General features: G+C 40.7%; 19 protein-coding genes. 16 read left to right on the top strand and 3 right to left on the bottom strand.

All coding sequences use genetic code 11. The annotated features are described in order from the left end of the window. The first annotated feature begins 21 nt into the window (after positions 1-21). The 16 genes from AC4HCY_RS19910 (at position 22) to AC4HCY_RS19835 (ending at position 17641) form a co-directional block, all read left to right on the top strand. Positions 22-1719, top strand: coding sequence for a phospho-sugar mutase (locus tag AC4HCY_RS19910; RefSeq protein ID WP_323433540.1), 1698 nt, complete (start codon positions 22-24; stop codon positions 1717-1719). 179 nt (positions 1720-1898) lie between these two features. After that, positions 1899-2282: a 3-aminobutyryl-CoA ammonia lyase gene (kal, locus tag AC4HCY_RS19905; RefSeq protein ID WP_491094979.1), complete on the top strand. Its 384-nt coding sequence runs from the start codon at positions 1899-1901 to the stop codon at positions 2280-2282. Positions 2283-2325: 43 nt separating this feature from the next. Continuing rightward, positions 2326-3141, top strand: a complete 816-nt coding sequence (gene kce / locus AC4HCY_RS19900) for a 3-keto-5-aminohexanoate cleavage enzyme (RefSeq protein WP_491094978.1) — start codon at positions 2326-2328, stop codon at positions 3139-3141. Positions 3142-3193: 52 nt separating this feature from the next. Further along, positions 3194-3571, top strand: a complete 378-nt coding sequence (locus AC4HCY_RS19895; RefSeq protein ID WP_491094977.1) for a hypothetical protein — start codon at positions 3194-3196, stop codon at positions 3569-3571. Between the two features lie 86 nt (positions 3572-3657). Beyond that, complete coding sequence (gene fsa / locus AC4HCY_RS19890; RefSeq protein ID WP_323433543.1) at positions 3658-4305, top strand: fructose-6-phosphate aldolase; 648 nt, start codon at positions 3658-3660, stop codon at positions 4303-4305. Positions 4306-4451: 146 nt separating this feature from the next. Next, entirely contained in the window at positions 4452-5429 is a 978-nt protein-coding gene (gene glpX, locus AC4HCY_RS19885) for a class II fructose-bisphosphatase (protein WP_491096158.1), read from the top strand. 58 nt (positions 5430-5487) lie between these two features. Further along, the gene (rho, locus tag AC4HCY_RS19880; RefSeq protein WP_491096157.1) at positions 5488-6948 is read left to right on the top strand and encodes a transcription termination factor Rho; all 1461 of its coding nucleotides are present in this window, start codon (positions 5488-5490) and stop codon (positions 6946-6948) included. 373 nt (positions 6949-7321) lie between these two features. Continuing rightward, complete coding sequence (locus AC4HCY_RS19875) at positions 7322-8908, top strand: PucR family transcriptional regulator (protein WP_323430994.1); 1587 nt, start codon at positions 7322-7324, stop codon at positions 8906-8908. A 263-nt stretch (positions 8909-9171) separates the two neighbouring features. Then, positions 9172-10236, top strand: a complete 1065-nt coding sequence (locus tag AC4HCY_RS19870; protein WP_323430995.1) for an aminopeptidase — start codon at positions 9172-9174, stop codon at positions 10234-10236. A 13-nt stretch (positions 10237-10249) separates the two neighbouring features. After that, complete coding sequence (locus AC4HCY_RS19865; protein ID WP_491094976.1) at positions 10250-11020, top strand: carbon-nitrogen hydrolase family protein; 771 nt, start codon at positions 10250-10252, stop codon at positions 11018-11020. Positions 11021-11035: 15 nt separating this feature from the next. Then, positions 11036-12364, top strand: coding sequence for a purine-cytosine permease family protein (locus AC4HCY_RS19860; RefSeq protein ID WP_323430203.1), 1329 nt, complete (start codon positions 11036-11038; stop codon positions 12362-12364). 30 nt (positions 12365-12394) lie between these two features. After that, positions 12395-13459, top strand: a complete 1065-nt coding sequence (locus AC4HCY_RS19855) for an aminopeptidase (protein ID WP_323430202.1) — start codon at positions 12395-12397, stop codon at positions 13457-13459. Between the two features lie 63 nt (positions 13460-13522). Next, positions 13523-14959: a beta-Ala-His dipeptidase gene (gene pepD, locus AC4HCY_RS19850; protein ID WP_323430201.1), complete on the top strand. Its 1437-nt coding sequence runs from the start codon at positions 13523-13525 to the stop codon at positions 14957-14959. 181 nt (positions 14960-15140) lie between these two features. Next, the gene (rpmE, locus tag AC4HCY_RS19845) at positions 15141-15359 is read left to right on the top strand and encodes a 50S ribosomal protein L31 (RefSeq protein WP_255226920.1); all 219 of its coding nucleotides are present in this window, start codon (positions 15141-15143) and stop codon (positions 15357-15359) included. A 127-nt stretch (positions 15360-15486) separates the two neighbouring features. After that, the gene (locus AC4HCY_RS19840; RefSeq protein WP_323433644.1) at positions 15487-16080 is read left to right on the top strand and encodes a thymidine kinase; all 594 of its coding nucleotides are present in this window, start codon (positions 15487-15489) and stop codon (positions 16078-16080) included. A gap of 85 nt (positions 16081-16165) precedes the next feature. Beyond that, entirely contained in the window at positions 16166-17641 is a 1476-nt protein-coding gene (locus tag AC4HCY_RS19835; RefSeq protein WP_323433643.1) for a leucyl aminopeptidase, read from the top strand. Positions 17642-17695: 54 nt separating this feature from the next. Here AC4HCY_RS19835 and AC4HCY_RS19830 read toward each other — a convergent pair whose 3' ends face one another. From AC4HCY_RS19830 to AC4HCY_RS19820, 3 genes are read right to left on the bottom strand one after another with little or no spacing between them, the layout of a single operon-like run. Beyond that, on the bottom strand, positions 17696-18073 hold the full coding sequence (locus tag AC4HCY_RS19830) for a VOC family protein (RefSeq protein ID WP_491094975.1): 378 nt from the start codon (positions 18071-18073) through the stop codon (positions 17696-17698). 27 nt (positions 18074-18100) lie between these two features. Beyond that, complete coding sequence (locus AC4HCY_RS19825) at positions 18101-19123, bottom strand: sugar kinase (protein ID WP_323433641.1); 1023 nt, start codon at positions 19121-19123, stop codon at positions 18101-18103. A gap of 11 nt (positions 19124-19134) precedes the next feature. Continuing rightward, a complete protein-coding gene (locus tag AC4HCY_RS19820) occupies positions 19135-19776 on the bottom strand; it encodes a bifunctional 4-hydroxy-2-oxoglutarate aldolase/2-dehydro-3-deoxy-phosphogluconate aldolase (protein ID WP_323433640.1) in 642 nt (213 codons plus the stop codon). Positions 19777-19801 lie beyond the last annotated feature (25 nt).

Here is a 19801-nt window from a genome sequence, read left to right as displayed (position 1 = left end):
ATTACAAGAGGAGGATTCTTTATGGATTATAGGAAAAGATATGAAGATTGGATAAGCGGAGAGAATTTTGATGATGATACTAAAAAGGAGTTAATAGAAATTTCCAATGATGAGAAGGAGATTGAGGATCGCTTTTATAAGGATCTTCATTTTGGCACCGGCGGCCTAAGGGGTGTGATAGGAGCGGGAACCAACAGGATGAACAAATACACAGTAGCCAGGGCCACCAAAGGGCTTGCAAACTATATAATCAAGCAAAATGAAAAGGAGCCTTCTGTGGTCATAGCACACGATTCCAGACACTTTTCAAAGGAGTTTGCCGAGGAGGCTGCAGGAGTGCTTTTATCAAGCGGAATAAAAGTATATTTGTTTGAAGACCTCAGGCCTACACCGGAGCTGTCCTTTGCAGTAAGGCAGACAAAGTCCACAGCGGGCATAGTGATAACTGCCAGCCACAACCCTCCTGAATATAACGGGTATAAGGTTTATTGGAAGGATGGAGGGCAGATAGTATCTCCCATAGCCGAGGAGCTTATGGAGGAGATAAATAATATAACGGATTTCTCAGAGATAAAATGCCTGGACGGATGTGCCTTAGAGAGCTTTGACAATCTCCATTATCTAGGCGAAGAGATGGATAAGATATATATAGATAAGGTGAAATCCCTGTCGCTGAATCCAGAAGCAATAAGGGAAGCGGCGGATTTGAAAATCGTATATACTCCCCTTCACGGTTCCGGAAATATGCCTGTTAGAAGGGTTTTAAAAGAAGTCGGCTTTGAGAATGTTTATGTGGTTCCGGAGCAGGAAAAACCGGACGGCTCCTTCCCTACGGTAAAGTATCCAAACCCGGAGGAGGTTGAGAGCTTCAACCTGGCTTTAGGCATGGCAAAAAAAATGGATGCAGATTTAATATTGGCTACAGATCCGGACTGCGATAGGGTTGGGGTCATAGTAAAAAAAGACAATGCTGACTATTTGAAGCTTACAGGAAATCAGACGGGTATCCTGCTGGGGCATTATATATTTGACTCCTTAAAGGAAAAGGGCTTGCTGAAAAAAGAAAGCTTCATGATAGATACCATCGTGACGGGAAGAATGACGGAAAGGATTGCAAAGAGCTTCGGCATAGAGGTAGTATCGACCTTGACAGGGTTCAAGTATATAGCTCAGCAGATCAAGGAGCAAGAAGAGGGCGGGAAGCATTTTGTATTTGGGTATGAAGAAAGCTATGGATATCTGGCAGGCAATTTTGTCAGAGACAAGGATGCAGTTATAGCCTCAATGCTCATATCTGAAATGGCGGCCTATTACAAGAGTAAAGGTATGACGCTCTATGATGCCTTGACCGAGCTATATGAAAGATATGGCTATCACAGGGAGGAGCTAATCTCGCTGGTGATTAAGGGTAAGGAAGGCGCTGAAAAAATCGGCCGCATTATGGACAAAATGAGAAATAAGCCTCCGAAAACTGCAGCAGGCTTAGCGATATCCGAGGTAAGGGATTATATGATATATGAAGGGCCCATAAAGTTGCCAAAGGATAATGTGCTGTATTTTGTTTTTGAGGATGGAAGTTGGTTCGCCATGAGGCCTTCCGGCACGGAGCCTAAGCTGAAGATTTATATAGGAGTGGCGGATTCATCCCAGGGTGTTGCGGAAAATAAGATGAAGCTGTTGATAGATGAGATAAAAGGTTTTCTGGGTGCAGCACGCTAAAAATTTCACATAAAAAAAAGGATTAAAGAAATATGTATTGAATATATATATGCGCATATATTGGGATTGTGTATATGTAGAAAAAAGCATATATATAAAAGCATTGATATACCGTAGGGATAAGCCTTGTCACTGCCTGCAGTCCTTGCGGTGGTCAGCAAAAAAAGGAGGTAGAACAAATGGAAAAAGCTGTTATCAGGTTGAGAATGAGTGCCCATGATGCCCACTACGGCGGCAATTTAGTGGATGGTGCCAGAATGCTGGGTCTTTTCGGGGATGTAGCCACAGAGCTCCTGATCAGAAATGATGGAGATGAAGGCTTGTTTTGCGCTTATGACATAGTTGAATTCCTTGCTCCTGTTTATGCCGGCGATTACATAGAAGCGGAAGGCTATATAGAGAAGGAAGGAAATACTTCAAGAAAGATGAAGTTTGAAGCAAGAAAAGTTATCCATTCCAGACCGGACATAAATGATTCAGCTGCTGAAGTCCTGGAAACCCCCATAATCGTTTGCAGAGCCAGCGGAACTTGCGTAGTTCCTAAAGACAAGCAAAGGAAATAGTCTATAATACATTCGACTTTTTATGTTATAGGAGGTAGAATAAATGGATAAACTAATAATAACAGCTGCTTTAACGGGAGCTGAGGTTACCAGAGAGCAACAGCCCAATTTGCCTATCACACCCGATGAGATTGCAGAAGCTGCTTATGAGGCTTACCAAGCAGGGGCTTCTCTAGTGCATGTACATGCGAGGAAGCCTGACGGAACCCCGACTCAGGATATAGAGGTCTACAGAGAAATCAAAGAAAAGATTGCGGCCAAATGCAATATCATATTTCAACCGTCCACTGGCGGCGCTGTATGGCATACTGCTGAGGAAAGAATACAGCCTGCGCTTTTAAAGCCGGAGATGGCATCCTTGACAGCCGGCACCTGCAACTTCGGTCCGGATGTATTTATGAATACCCAAGAATACATGGAAAGTTTTGCAAAGGTGATGATGGAAAACGGTGTAAAGCCTGAGATAGAGATATTCGAAAGAGGAATGATAGATAATGCTCTTAGAATGGTAAAAAAGGGACTTTTGAAAACGCCTATACATTTCGACTTTGTCATGGGAGTTCCGGGGGCCATCATGGGAGAACCCAGAGATCTCATGTACCTGGCCAACAGCATTCCCCAGGACAGCACATGGACTGTGGCAGGCATAGGAAGATTTGAGCTTTCTTTGGCAGTCATGGCGATTGTCATGGGAGGACATGTAAGAGTAGGTTTTGAGGATAATATATTTTACACCAAAGGCGTAGTAGCCGAGTCCAATGCTCAACTGGTAGCAAGGATTGCGAGAATTGCCAAGGAATGCGGCAGAGAAGTGGCTGGGCCTGATGAAGCAAGGCAGATTTTGGGATTAGTAAAATAGCAGAAGGATATCTGGATTTGATGTAGAAATTATAAGGAAGGGGGGATATGGAATGGTATTTGATACAAACATCAGCGCTTCTTTGAGGTGCAGAAAATGCGGTAGATTTTTCCTGGGTGATATGAGCTTTTTTGAAATGAAGAATGCGGGAGGAAGCTGTATAAAATGCGAATGCGGAGAAGTGCTAATGACAGTAAAGAGCCATGACTCCAAAACCTTCCATGTTTATATCCCTTGCCTTATATGTGACAAGGAGCATTCTTTTGTATTTACATGGAAGTCGATGCCTTGGGAAAAGGTAAAGATATTAAATTGCCCGTCCAGCTCCTGCGATATAGCCTTTATAGGCGGCCGAGCCCTTATCAGGAGCTTGACGGCAAAGCGAAAGAAGGATATGCAAGAGCTTATCGAGTTATTGAGCAGCAGCTAGGGCATTTCTATGTTTCCAAAAAAGACCCCAGACTTGCGGCACAAGATCCTGAATTCTGAGTTCTATTAAATTCGGAGGTAATTTAAATGAAGCTTTTTATTGATACCGCTAATGTTGAGGAAATCAAGAGAGCGAATGAAATGGGTGTAATATGCGGTGTAACTACAAATCCTTCCCTTATAGCAAAGGAAGGCAGAGACTTCAAGCAGGTAGTGACTGAAATAGCCGAAATTGTGGATGGACCTATAAGCGCTGAAGTCATCAGCATGAAAGCAGAGGAAATGGTTCCTGAAGCCATAGTACTTTCAAAGATACACAAGAATATTGTAATCAAAATACCAATGTGTGAAGAAGGCTTAAAAGCTGTAAAGATACTTAAGGATAAGGGAATAAAAACCAATGTCACCCTGATTTTTTCTGTAAATCAAGCCCTATTGGCTGCTAAGGCAGGAGCTTCCTATGTAAGCCCCTTTGCAGGGAGAGTGGATGACGTGGGGCAAAGCGGCATGGATATAATACGGGATATTGCTTTGGTTTTTGATATATATCATATGGATTGTGAAATAATAGCTGCCAGCATAAGGCATCCGATGCATGTCACAGAAGCGGCTTTGGCAGGAGCTCACATCAGCACAGTACCTTTCGATGTAATCAAGAAGATGATTTCGCATCCTCTCACAGATATAGGTATAAACAAATTCTTAGCCGATTGGGATAAATTCAGCAAGCGATAATTAAATATGGTGATGTATTAGGGAGCGGCGCCGGTGCCCCCTGTAACCCTTGGGGTTATTACTAAATCTGCTATGAATTCTTTACTCAGCATTATGGCTGTAGGAAAGAATCTTAATATTATTAAAAAAAGGAGGTTTCACTGTTGATAGATAGAGATTTAGCTTTAGGTCTGGTCAGAGTTACTGAGATTGCAGCATTAGGCAGCGCCCGCTGGATGGGCAGAGGCGACAAAAATGCCGCTGATCAAGCTGCAGTAGATGGGATGAGAAAAATGTTCGATACACTCAATATCGATGGTGTGGTAGTTATTGGAGAAGGTGAGATGGATGAAGCTCCAATGCTTTACATAGGAGAAGAGCTGGGAAGAAGAGGTTCTGAGGCTGTAAAGGTAGATATAGCTGTTGATCCATTGGATGGTACAAACTCAGTGGCAAAAGGCCTTCCCAACGCCATATCTGTCATAGCCATTGCAGAGAGGGGATGCTTGCTGCATGCTCCCGATATGTATATGGACAAGATCGCAGTAGGGCCAAAGGCGAGAGGCTCGATAAACATAAACGCGTCCGTTGAAGAGAACCTGAGAAATGTTGCTAAAGCATTAAATAAAGATATCAAAGAAGTCACTGTTACCATGCTGGACAGGGAAAGACATGAAGGCCTGGTTAAGGAGATAAGAAAAGTTGGCAGCCGTATTAAGCTTTTCAGAGATGGGGACGTAGCAGCAGCCATAGCTACCTGCTTCGACAAAACCGGTGTAGATGTGCTCATGGGCATCGGCGGCGCGCCTGAAGGTGTAATAGCTGCTGCGGCGCTAAAGTGCATGGGCGGTGAGTTCCAAGGCAGGCTTTATCCTATGAATGAGGAAGAAAGGGAAAGATGTAAGGCTATGGGTATCTGTGATGTCGATAAAGTTCTTCATCTTGATGATTTGGTAAAGGGTGACGATGTGTTCTTTGCAGCAACGGGAATATCTGATGGAGAGCTGCTGAAGGGAGTTCTCTATTTGGAAAACAATATAGCAGTTACCGATTCTGTAGTAATGAGACTGAAAACCGGCACTATAAGGTTTGTAGAAGCTACTCACAATCTTTCGAAAAAGCCCCAGTACATTAAATATGCTTAAGCAAAAAAAAGAAACTCCAAATGCCGTAAATAAAGGAGGTGACGATTTGGAGGAATTGATGAAAAAAAATATAACTGATCTCAGAGAAATGGCTAAGGCAATGGGAATAAAGAGCTATTACAAGTTGAAGAAGGAAGAATTGGTAAAAGAAATATTGAATATGATAGAAGCTGCAAGAGTAGCTCATAATATACCCAAAACAGGAGAAAAAGATGAGGAAAGCCCCGAAGAGACTGAAGCGGCTCAGACCAAGCCGGAGGCAACTGAGAAGATGACTGAGGAAAGTGAAAAAATCAAGCCGGTTGAAGAAAATAAGCCCCAGGAAGTCGGGAAAAACCTGCAAGAAGAAGAGAAACCTCTAAACGAAGAGGAAAGGAAATTTTTCGAGTCCAAGGATGTAGAAAAAGGCGGAAGAGCAGACGGAATATTGGAAGTTCATACTGAAGGTTTTGGATTTCTAAGATCCGACAACTATCAGTCAGGAGACAGAGATATATATATTTCTCCATCACAAATACGAAGATTTAACCTGAGGACGGGAGATCGGGTTACTGGTATAACCAGAGCAGCCAAAGAAGGCGAGAAATTTCAGGCGCTGCTATATGTTCAAGGAGTTAATGGAGATAACCCGGAAACGGTGATAAGAAGGCCTGATTTTGAAGATCTGACCCCCATATATCCTAAAGAAAAGTTAGCTATGGAATGTGATCCCAGCGATCTTTCTACAAGACTGATCGATTTGTTGGCACCTATTGGAAAAGGCCAAAGAGGAATGATTGTTTCCCCACCTAAAGCAGGAAAGACAATTCTTTTGAAAAAAATCGCCAACAGTATCACTACAAATTATCCCAATGTCGAATTGATTGTGCTTTTGATAGATGAAAGGCCTGAAGAGGTTACAGATATGAAGAGATCTATCAAAGGTGATGTTATTTATTCCACATTTGATGAAATGCCTGATCATCATTGCAAGGTAGCTGAAATTGTTTTAGAAAGAGCTAAAAGACTGGTAGAGCAGGGAAAGGACGTAGTAGTTCTATTGGACAGCATAACAAGGCTTGCCAGAGCATATAACCTTACTATTGCACCCACGGGCAGAACATTGTCCGGTGGTTTGGATCCGGGAGCGCTTTATAAGCCTAAGAAGTTTTTCGGAGCAGCAAGAAACATAGAGGAAGGCGGCAGCCTCACCATACTTGCAACAGCTCTGGTTGATACCGGCAGCAGGATGGATGATGTAATATTTGAAGAATTCAAAGGTACAGGAAATATGGAAATACATCTTGACAGGAGATTGTCTGAGAAGAGAATATTCCCGGCTATAGATATGAACAAGTCAGGCACAAGAAGAGAAGAAGATCTTCTCACTGCCAGAGAATATGAGGGTGTGTTGAATATGAGGAGAACGCTCAGCAGCGGCAATAATGCAGAAGCAACAGATTCTATCATCACTCTGATGCAAAGAACAAAAACAAATGATGAATTTGTTGAGATCATAAGGAAGCAGTTGATAAGGTAAGGCAAGCATAACTTGTCTGGAAAGAGGAAAACCACGGAATTACATTTAATTGCACTGAAAATCACGGTTTCTCAGTTTTTATGTTATGATCGAAGCCTGTCATTCTGAATGCAGTGATTGATTGCCTTTTGTGTTTTTTCGTGAGTTTTTCGTGCCTTTCAGCGGTTAAAAAAGCTCTTGAAAAGCTGAAGTTTTAAGAAATTTTATAAACTATGTTATGATAAACCCCATATTGTTTTGACAACAATTCAATATTTTAAAATAAAAGCACAAATAAATTTTGTATTTATGTTATAGCGAAACTCTTTTGCTACAAATCAACCTTGTGTGAAAAAACAATTTGTCAAATACAGGTTTTGAAAGGGTTTAGAAAATGATAGTCAAGGATCTATTTGATTTAAATGATGATTTCAGGAATTGTAAGCTTATCGTAGGCAAAAACGGTCTTGATAAAGAAATTAAAAAAGTTGAGATTATGGAAGTGCCTGACGGTGCTTTTTGGGCAAAAGAAAACAGCATGATTATTACTATGGGATATTCTTTAAAGAAGAATGATATTACAACCGACAGCCTTGTGCAAATGCTTATTGATAAAAAGGTATCGGCGCTGGGAATCAAATTGGGCAGATACATAGATGAAATACCTCAAAGGGTTCTGGAATATGCTGATAAAAACAATTTTCCAATAATAAATATTCCGATCAATATGTCATATGATCAGCTAATAAGCCCTATAAATCAAAAGCTGATGGATTCCGGCAGTTACGAAATTTTTGTAATCAAGGAATTAAAAAAAGAGCTGAGAAATATTATCAGGCATGATTACAGCCTGGAATCTATAATAAATTTGCTGACATCCTATACCAACAGGAAAGCCGCCATTCTTTGGGCCGATAGCTGCAATTTTATTGCAGGGAATTATGCAGACAGACTGGAAGCACTAAGCGATGCTATAAAGAAAAATATCAAATCAATTTACGAATGCAACGAAGAAAGGGTAATCACCGTAGACGAGAAGAATTTCAGAGTTTTTAAAATAGAAACGGTAAATAGCTTGCAGGCCTTGCTGTGTTTGGAACAGGAGCAGGGTGATTCTTTTTCCAATACCGATTATGAAATAATTTATGAGCTTATTCCCGCAATTACTATTTATCTTCTTTCCAACAACGAAATGATTCTGGGTGATTATAAATCCAATGAAGAGTTATATTTCAATGCTCTATTGGGGCAATATCGCAGTAACGAGCTGAAATTAAATGTGGATGCATCGTTTTTTAATATTTCCATTGAAAAAAGCCGTTTTTGTATAGTTTTAAGAATGAAAGATAATATAGACCCCAAGGAGCTGTTGCATGTAGCAGACAATATATTGGATAAGAATGGAAACAATTTCTTTTTAAGGATAAAAGATAATAAGCTGATAATAATCGCAGAAATTCAGAAGCCCACAACAAATTCCCGTCATCTTGAAGGTATGATTGCAACAGTTCGTGATAAACTGCTGGCGGTTTTTCCCTATAACGAGTTTTTTATCGGAATAAGCAATGTCTGCAACAGTCTCGTTAATCTTCACTACACCTTTCATGAGGCAAACTTTGCTCTAAAAATGGGAAGAAAATTATATCCGGATAAAAACATTTATTTTTATGAGGATTATATGGTTTACCATTTGTTAAGTGAAATTTCAGGCCATCCTACCATTTCAAAGATATATAAAAACACCATTGAAAGAATTAAGAAATACGATTCAAATTATGAGCAGGAATGTTTGAAAACCCTGTATGCCCTGGTGGAAAACGATTTCGGCATAGGACAAACCTCTAAAAGCCTTTTTATTCACAGGAATACACTTTATAAGCGGATAAAAAAAATAAATTCCATATTGAATTTTGATATGAACAAATCCGATAATAGGTTGCTTATTCAGCTGGCCCTTAAAATAGATAAAATGCTTTTATAACCATATTTATCAGCCGGTGTGCAAATGCTTTCTCGCTTTTTGAGATGAGAGGCATTTGTACACCGTTTTTTTTGCATCCACTGAAAAAAATTCCCCTTGGAATATAAACCATAAACTAAGGCTCATTTTATGACAAAATGCACACAAATAGCATTGGATTAATTAAACAATCATCCGATGACTTGTTAAAATAAATTTGCTATATTTTATACACAGAATGAAATTCGTTTAACATTTATTATACGAGATAGGAGGAAATCATAATGAATTATCCCATCGGAGTTGAAATGACTGAGAACTATTTATCCTTTGAAACTTCCAAGGCGGCAATGAAACTAGTTCGTGATTTTATGCTGGTTAAGGAAGGAGAAGATGTGATCATTACCGCTGACACATCCTCTGACAGAAGAGTTGCGGAAGCAATTGCAAATGCGGCATTCACAGTGGGTGCCAACCCTGTGGTGCTTTATTATCCCACAACAGGAAAAGCCTTTGAAGAACCATGTCTCCCCATTGCCGAGGCCGTAGCTGCAGCCGACGTATGGATTGAAATGGCTTACTATTGCGTAATGCACACACCTTGCTTCCAAAAAGCCATGGAAAACGGTGCAAGATATACCTGCCTCACAGGTCTTGATGTAACAATGATTACAAATTGCATAGGAAAAGTAAACTACGACGTTCTTATCGAATTCGGAGAGTATCTCACCAAAAAGATGGAAGCTTCCAATGAAGTGATTGTAAAATGCGCCAACGGCTCTAACCTTGTAGCTTATAACAGAGGCAGAAGGGTTAAGCATTCGGGTCAGCGTGCAACAAAAAAGGGCTATCCCGTTATGATGGGCGGACAAGTAAGCTGGTGCCCCATTGAGGAAAGCATTAACGGCAGACTTGTCTTCGACGCAGCATTATTCCCACCCGCCGAAATCGGAATTATAAGAGAAAATGTGATTTTGGATATAAAAAAAGGCAGAATTACAGATATTACAGGCGGAGCAGAAGCTGCAGTCTTCAAGAACTGGCTGGAAAGCTTTAATGATCCCAATATGTACAGATTGGCTCACTACTCTATCGGCTTTAATCCCGGAGTTACAAAGCCGACAGGCAGGATTGTTGAAGACGAAAGAATTTTCGGTTGCATCGAAATGGGCTTCGGAAGTCAGGGTGCAAGCTTGATGGGCGCATTTTGGGATGCTGCTTCTCATACAGATGGCGTATGCTCAAAGCCAACCATACTGCTAGACGGAAAGCCCCTGGAGATAGACGGTAAATATGTGGATGAAACATCAGTTGAATTCTGCAAAAAGTTAGGCGTTGCAGGATATTAAAAGGAGGAGGCTTATGAAAATAGGTGTCTGCCAGTTAAGCGTTATAGAAGGACAGTACAAAAGAAACATTGAAGAAATCGAGAAGAGCATAAAAAATCATATGGAAGATAAGATTGATGTTATCTGCTTTCCGGAGCTATGCATAACTGGTTATAATTTTGATATTGTAAAAAAATCTCCCGTGAATGAAAGACAGGTTTTTTCCGATTTAGCAAGAAAATACAAACAAAATATTTTTGCCGGCATAGCTATCAAAGAAGGAGAAAAGTATTTTGATGTTGCTGCAATATGGGATCAAAACGGAAAGTTGCTTTGCGAGTACAAAAAAATCCATCTTTGGGGCGAAGAAAGAGACTTCTTCACACACGGTGACGAAGTTAAGATCTTTGAACTTGACGGCTGGCGCATAGGTATCATGATCTGCGCCGATTTAGGCTTTGCCGATCTGCCCAAGATTATGTCCCTTAGAGGCTGTGATGCTATTCTATGTCCTGCCGCATGGTTTTCACCTTTTGAAGAAATGTTTAAGCTTATGGTTCGTGCAAGAGCTTGTGAAAACCAGGTTTACTTAGTGGGCATAGACAGAGCTAAGGGTGATGTTGGTCTTTGTGGAAACAGCTGTATAAGCAATCCTCTGGGAGAGATTATCGCGCAGTCAAACACCATAGAGCAGGATTATTTTGAGGCAGACTTAAATCTTGATGAAGTAAAACGGGGAAAGCTAACTATTCCTTGGTTAAAGATGAGACTTCCCGAAATTTATAAAAAAGAATACAACAAATAAAAGGAGGTTAACAATATGACAGAAAACTCTAAGGTACAACCTAAAAAAGAAATCGGCGATGATCCCATGAATCCCGTACCTCTTGACCAACGTCAGCATTGGGGCACTCCGGCTATGATTTTCGGTGGCTTGGAATTTAGTATTACTATTTTAATGGTTGGTTCAACATTGGTCAACTCCTTCGGCTTTAAAAAGACAATTCCTATAGTTCTGTTTACTTTTTTGATATTAACATGGATAGGAAATTCTATTAGCGGCTTTATTGGCGCTAAAACAGGCTTGGCATCAACAATCATTGCAAGGCAACCTTTTGGTGCACAACAGGCAAAGTTTATTATAGCTATGGTTGTCGGCGTTATTAGCTTGGGCTGGTGGTCTATACAAACCTCACTTACAGGAAATGCAATTTGTGCCATGCTGGGAATAGATTATACCGCAGATAAAATGATGTGGGCAATAATAACAATCATAGTTGGTTTAACTTTTGCGGTTCCGTCTATTATCGGCTATTCATCTATGAAATGGACAGATATGATCGCTGTGCCTGCGGGACTTTTAATTGTTGTGGGAATGATTTTCCTTTCACTTAAGAATCACGGATGGTCTACCATATGGAATTACCAACCTTCAAATCCCGGAACTATGTCCTTTGCTGCTGCGGTTACCTTTATTCTAGGTATGAACGTTTCCCAGTGGGTAATTTCAGCCGACTATACAAGATATGCTTATCCGAGAGTAAAAGATAATGTGCTTATTCCTTTAGGAATTATTGGTGTTGGTGTTCCTCTCGTGTTTGTTGGTGCAATGATGGCAATCGGCGAAGGCACATACGATATTGTTGCTATTATGGTTGATTTGGGGTTCCCGCTCTGGGGATTTCTGGTACTTTGGCTTTCTGCTTGGACAAGCCAGTTGGTAAACAACTATTCTATGGGTCTTTCCTTCTCTAATATTTTAAACATTGAGTCAAACAAGGGGAGGGCCATTGTAACCTTTGCTTCAACTCTTATAGCTTTGGTAGTATCCCTTATGGGTATGATGGATCACTTTATGGGTCTCTTGACAATGGCGGCTCTTCTCTATCCAGGAATCGCCGGTGTTATCTTTGCTGATTTCTTTATGAGAAAAGGAAATTGGGTTGATAAAGAGGGCTGGAATATGGTTGCAACCTTAGCATTAATTGCAAATATTGGTGTAGGCTATCTTACTACTTATGTTATTCCCATAGGCATCCCTCCTATTCAGTCAATTATCATTACAGTCATCGTTTATTATTTAGGAATGAAAATCAAATCAAAGAAAGCACCTGACAAGTTTACTGATGGAATGATTTTTAATCATTGATTCAGTTGCATTATCAAGGAGGTAGTTATAATGGAGTATCCTATAGGAATTGAAATGACTAAGGATTATTTATCCTTTGAAGTAAGCAAGGCGGCTTATAAGCTTGTTCACGATGTAATGCTGGCTAAGCCCGGTGAGAATATTGTTATCACAGCAGACTCCAGCTCAGATCGGAGAGTTGCAGAGGCTATTGCAAATGCAGCATTCACTGTGGGAGGAAATTCGGTTCTTATCTATTATCCCACATCCGAGCTGGCTTATTCCGAGCCTATCGCACCCATTGGCGCTGCAGTTTCACACGCGGATATCTGGATTGAAATTGCATATGCGTCGATCATGCACTGCGAATCATTCAGAAAGGCTCTTGATTTTGGATGCCGTTATATAAATCTTACCGGTCTTGACGTAACCATGCTTACAAACTGCATCGGAAAGATTGACTATAACCTGCAGGTTCAGCTGGGCGAAACAATTAAGAGAATTATGGAGGAAGCTGACGAAATTCTGGTAACAGATGATAATGGCACAAATCTTCACGCCTATAACAAGGGCAGAAAGGTAAGGCATTCGGGACAGTTTGCAACTCAGAAGGGCTATCCCATCATGATGGGCGGTCAGATCAGCTGGAGCCCCATTGAGGAAACCATAGAGGGAACTCTTGTATTTGATGCGGCACTTTTCCCCCCCACAGAGCTGGGAATGTTGCATGAGAACATAAGATTGACCTTTAAGGAGGGTGTAGTTATAGATATCGAGGGAGGAAGGGAAGCAGCAATATTCAAAACCTGGCTTGACTCCTTTAACGATCCTAATATGTATAGAATGGCTCACTATTCCCTGGGATTCAATCCTGCTGTTACAAAGCCAACAGGCAGAATCGTCGAGGATGAAAGAATTTTTGGATGCATGGAGTTCGGAATCGGCAGTCAGGGCAAGGCTATTATGGGCAAGTTCTGGACAGCTGCTTCACATACAGACGGAATTGTTTCAAAGCCGTCCATTATTTTGGATGGTGTTCCCTTTGAAGAAAAAGGAAGGTACGTTCACCCCGAGGTTGTCGGCATCATAAAAAAAATGGGCGTAGCAGGCTATTAAATAGTTAAAAAAGTGAAAAGCCGCCATATATTTTGTGGCGGCTTTCGGATTAAGGAGAACAATATGGAATTAAAAGAAAAAATTATTTATTACCTCAAGGAAATTATAAAAATTCCCAGAGCGTCGGGAGACGAAAAAAACATAAGCGATTATCTTGTTAAATTTGCCAAAGAGCATGGGTACAAGGTAACCCAAGATGATCTCTATAACGTGATAATTGAAGTTCCGTCAACAATACCGGGCTATGCTGGCCCCTCCGTTGTTCTTCAGGGCCATATGGATATGGTATATGTAAAGGAGCCTGACAGCCCCCATATATATGAAAAAGGCATTGACTGCACGTTTGACGGTGACCGTATTTATTCCGCGCAAAAAACCTCGCTTGGCGCCGATAATGGAGTAGCTTTAGCTTATTGCCTCACAATAATGAGTTCAAATGAAATACCTCACCCCGACCTTAAAATAATAGTTACCACACAGGAGGAGGTTGGGCTTATCGGTGCTCAATACTTGGATTGCAGCAGCATTAAGTCAAAATATTTTATAAATCTTGATTCCGAAAGCGAAGGTGAATTTTTCACCAGTTGTGCAGGGGGAGTGAGAAATTATTTCACTGTTCCCATGGGAGAAAAACGTCCTCAAAAGCTTATTCCCCTTACCATAAAATTGCAGGGCTTAAAGGGCGGACATTCAGGAACTGATATAAATTTGGGCCGTGGAAATGCCATTAAGCTTTTAGGCAGAGTTTTAAAAGAAGCAAACAGCGATGATGTTATGCTTTCCTCCTTTAAAGCAGAGGGTAAGGCAAATTCAATTTCTACTGCGGCAACGGCAATTGTAGGAGTAACGCCATCAAAGCTTTCGGAATTTAAGGCCAAGACAACAGAAACAGCGGCCATTATCAAGAATGAATTGCAGTATACTGACACGCCAAATTTAATTATCGAAGAAAGCAAAGATGAGAGCGCTTATAAATATTATGATAATGACTCCAAAAATAAGCTTCTTAATGCCTTGGAGCTATTGCCCTTTGGTGTAGTAAGCAAAAGTTTTGCAATAAAGGGTTTGACAGAAACCTCTGTAAACATAGGATCAGCAGAAGAAAATAACGGTGGAATCAAATTCTTAAGCTCTGTTAGAAGCTCCGTGGCAAGCAGAAAGTATGAGCTTTTAGGAAGAATCGATACAATTGCCAGAGTCTTAGGCTGCAAATCCGAAGAATTTAACGACTATCCCCAGTGGAATTATAATCCTAATTCCCCACTAAGGGAGCTGGCTTTAAAGACCTATGAGGACATGTTCCATAAAAGAGCGACCACCGCTTCCATTCACGGCGGCTTGGAATGCGGATACTTTGACAGCAAGATAAAGGATGCGGACATTATTTCCATGGGTTGTAACTTGTATGATGTCCACACTCCCAAGGAGCAGGTTTCAATACAGTCACTTTATAATGTTTGGGATATGCTGCTTGAAATATTAAAGAGACTGGCAAGCTAAGCTTGCAAAACCTTATCCTTATTCTCTTTACATATCTTTACACTTTGATATATAGTAGTAATAGGCAAGTATAATTTTTTGCAATTTATATTTGCCTAAAAAAGCATATTATGCTATAATGTAAAAGTTGAAATTCGTATATAATATGATTTATATAGTCCATCAGAAAGAGGTGAGTAGTGTGAAAGAGGGTATTCATCCAAACTATAGTGAAGCAGTTGTAAGATGTGCTTGCGGGGAAACTTTTACAACAGGCTCTGTTAAAAAAGAAATAAAGGTTGAAATCTGCTCAAAATGCCATCCATTCTTTACCGGAAAGCAGAAATTTGTTGATACCGGTGGTAGAGTTGATAGATTCAAGAGAAAATTTGGACTTAAGGAAGAAGCAACAGAAGAATAAAAATATGAGGTTAGAGTATTCGCTTTAACCTCAATTTTTTTATACAACTAATAAGACCCAAAAGGAATACATTCACCCTGAGCTCTGAGTTCTGAGCTCTGAATTCTATTACATGGGGGTTTTATATATGAGCAAGCTGTATTTCAGATATGGTGCAATGAACAGCGGCAAGTCCACCAATTTGCTTCAGGTGGCTCATAATTATGAAGAAAGAGGCATGAAGGCAATAATTATAAAGCCGATGTCAGATACCAAAGGCGGCGAATTGCTGGTATCCAGGCTGGGCGTCACACGTAAAGCAGACTATCTTGTACATAAAGAAGACAATATATATGATATTGTGGAAACGTGGGTAAAAGCTAATGGAGGGCTTCATTGTCTGCTTGTGGACGAGGTACAATTCTTGAAGGCTTATCATATAGACCAGCTTTTTCTGATTGCATGCCAACTGGACATACCGGTAATATGCTATGGACTTAGAACCGATTTCAGAATGGAAGGCTTTGAAGGCAGCACAAGGCTTTTGCTCATAGCTCACAGCATCGAGGAGCTTAAAACTATATGCAAATGCGGCAAAAAGGCAATGTTGAACGGAAGAAAAATTAACGGAAAATTTGTTTTCGAAGGCGATCAAGTAGCTATAGAAAGTGCAGGAAGGGTGGAGTATGAATCTTTATGCCCTAAATGCTATTTTAAATACAGAGAAGAAGCAGAAAAATAAATTTTTTTTAGCTGGAAGAAATTTTAAAGGAATCAGAGATATGCCTTAAAAATAATGATAATTCAGAAATCAGGAGGTGTTACATATGGAGTTAATAAAACTAACTCAGCAGGATACAAAATATGATGCTTTGATAATTCCTTTCGGTAAGGCTATGGAGCTGGCTGTTTCAATTCCCGAAGGCATAGCATCGTCAGTGGATGCCGCCACAAAAGCAGGACTGTTCAAAGGAGAAAGTGAAGAGATATATAAGCTTTCTATGCTATGGGAGGATAAAATCGTCAATGTAGTGCTTGTTGGTCTAGGTGAGGAGGGAAAAGCAGACAATAGATCCGTATTTATAGCTTTTTCAAAGGCATTCACAGCCTGCAGGGATTTAAAGGCAAAGATCGTCAGGGTCGCGCTTGATAACGCCAAAGCATGTGCAAAGGACTATGACATTGTAGAGAAAATATGCGAAGCCGCATTATTGGCAAATTACCAGTTTGATTGCTACAAATCAGAAGCAAAAATAAATACCGTTGAGAAAATCGAATTTGAAGCTTCCTTTGATAGGTTTGAAGAAGCTTTAAAGGAAGCCAAAATCTGCGCTGAAAGTACAACGATAGCCAGAGATTTGATCAACCAGCCGCCTATGTTTATGACTCCTGCCCAGCTGGCAGAGGAAGCCAAGACTATCGGGAAAAAATGCAATATGGAGGTTTTGGTTTTCCACAAGCCAGATATAGAGGAGTTGGGCATGAATGCTTTTCTTGCAGTAGGTAAAGGCTCGGTAAACACCCCCAAGCTGATAGTGATGAGATACTTTGGAGGCAGAGACAACAAGGAAATAATAGGGCTCGTGGGCAAAGGTGTAATGTATGACAGCGGCGGATATTCCTTAAAGCCCCCTTCTTCTCTCCCAACTATGCATGGAGACATGAGCGGGGCTGCGGCAGTGATAGGAGCTATGAAAGCTATTGCACAAATGAGCTTGAAAGCAAATGTGGTAGGCATAATTGCAGCCTGCGAAAACAGGATATCAGGAGATGCATATTTGCCCGGGGATATCCTAAAGTCCATGGCAGGGAAATACATAGAAATGAATAACTCAGATGCAGAAGGCAGGCTCACATTAGCAGATGCCATAACCTATGCCATAAGAGAACAAAAGGCAGACAAAGTAATAGATATAGCCACCTTAACAGGAGCAGTTATTACAGCTCTGGGGAATAAAACTGCAGGCATAATTTCCAATGATGACGAATTGACAAAGCTTGCAGAGAAGGCATCCCGAATTTCTTGCGAGAAAGTGTGGAGATTACCTGCAGATAGAGAGCTTAGGCATGTGTTGAACTCAAGTATAGCAGATATAAAAAACAGTGCTATGGGCAGCAGTGCAGGGGGAGGCACTATACTCGGAGGACTTTTCCTACAGGAATTTGTAGAGGATAAGCCTTGGCTCCACATAGATATAGCCGGTACCAACTGGGCTCAAGAAGATTTGCCCTATTGTATAAAGGGTGGAGTAGGCTTTGGAACCAGCCTGCTGTATAATATGATAAAGCTGTCGAGCAAGTAAAAATAGAGTGGTATCCAGAACTTGCCGGATACCACTCTATTTTTATCATTATAATCAAAGAGCAGAAGGTCTTTGAACAAAATGTATAAGATTTCCTTCCAAATCTCTGAAGAAAAAGGTTTTTACTCCTTTTGCATTTGCTTCTAAGGGCTTCTCGATCTTTACTTCGTTTTTTAATCTTTCGTATTCGGCTTCTATATTGTCACTGCCAAAGGCAAGATGCCTTATGCCCTGATGTTTATTGCCGCATATTTCATTGCTAAAATCTGCAGAGTATATTTCCATCAATCCTCCATCAGGAAATTTTAAAATATAAGTAGGCTTCTCCTTTTTATTGTCATAGACTATTTCCAGATTGAAATATTTTACATACCAGTCTTTTAAGGATATTGTATCTTTTGAGCATATACCTATATGTTCTAAAGAAAGCATAAGCTATTGACCTCCCTATAACGCATTTTATCTTTGTACCCTGCCGGAAGCGTCGCCTTTCATCAGGTTCATCACTTCATCAACGGACATCATATTAAAATCACCTTCAATAGTGTGCTTCAAGCAAGAAGCAGCTGCTGCGAACTCTAAAGCGGATTGGTTATCCATACCCGAGGAAAGCCCATATATGAGGCCGCCGCAGAAGGAGTCCCCACCGCCAACACGGTCAACGATATGAACATCATATTTCTTTGACTTATAATAGTTTTTGCCGTCATATAGCATGCCCGACCACCCGTTATCGGAAGCGGAATAGCTTTCCCTTAAAGTGATGGCAACATATTTTAGACCAAATCTATCATACAGTTCTTTTGCTACTGCCTTATAGCCTTCATCACACAACTTGCCTTCTGTTACATCTGTTTTCCCGGCTTTTATTCCAAATACCTTTTCCGCATCCTCTTCATTAGCGATTACAACATCACAATGCTTGACAAGCTCGGCCATAACTTTACCCGCTTTTTCTGTGCTCCATAATTTCTTTCTATAGTTTAAATCAACGCTGATCGTGGCCCCTGCTTCTTTTGCAGCCTTTAAAGCATCTAATGTGATCTCGACGCAATTATCGGATAATGCAGGGGTTATTCCTGTAAAGTGGAACCATTCAACTCCTTCAAATACCTTTTTCCAATCAAAATCATCTCTTTTGGCCTCTGCTATAGCAGAGTTTGCCCTATCATATATGACTTTGGAGGGCCTTTGGGAAGCCCCTTTCTCACAAAAGTATACGCCTATTCTATCTCCGCCTCTGACTATGTAATCGGTCTTTATACCGAAGCGTCTCATTTCATTTATGGCAGCTTGTCCTATTTCATGAGCGGGAAGCTTTGTTACATAATGGCTATCCAGGCCATAGTTTGCTAAAGATGCAGCCACATTGGCTTCTCCTCCTGCAAAAAAAACATTGAACTTATTTGCTTGAACAAATCTTTCATATCCATTCGGAGAAAGCCTTAACATTATTTCTCCGAATGTCACGAACTTACCCATAACATTACCCCCTATTTTTTATACTTAGCTACTTCTTCTACAAATTTTTTAGCTGTCTCAGTTACTAATTCATAATTTCCCGATTTAGCACCCTTTGTGAGGCTGCTGCCGGTGGCAATGGCTACTGCACCAGCCTCAAACCAGTCTTTTACATTATCAATATCTACCCCGCCTGTGGGCATGAAATTGGCATGTGGCAAAGGACCCTTAAAGGCCTTTATTATTGATGGCCCGAAAGCGCTGCCCGGAAAGAGCTTCAATATTTCAGCGCCGTACTCCATGGCCTCCAGAGCTTCCTTGACTGTCATAACACCGGGAAACGAAGGTATTCTATAGCGATTGCAAATTTTTAAAGTTTCGATGTTCAAATTTGGGCTTATAATGTACTGAGCCCCGGCTAACATACAAGCCCTTGCACTCTCAGGATCCAGTACCGTACCTGCGCCGATGAGGATATCTTCGTTTTTATAAGTCTCAGATATCTCGTTAATTATGTCTAAAGCTCCAGGCACCGTCATAGTAATTTCAATGGCTTTAATACCGCCATTCTTTATGGCATCAACGATCTTAATGCCTTGTTCCTTTGACTCGGTTCTGACCACAGCAACAATACCCAAGTCCGCTATTTTTCTTATTGTTTCAATTCTTCTCATAAAACCGACCTCCCATAATTGAACG

Source organism: Lutispora sp. QWL-02, assembly GCF_058315355.1.
Note: the sequence above shows the minus strand (reverse complement) of the source record. Positions and strands in the feature narration are given on the sequence as shown.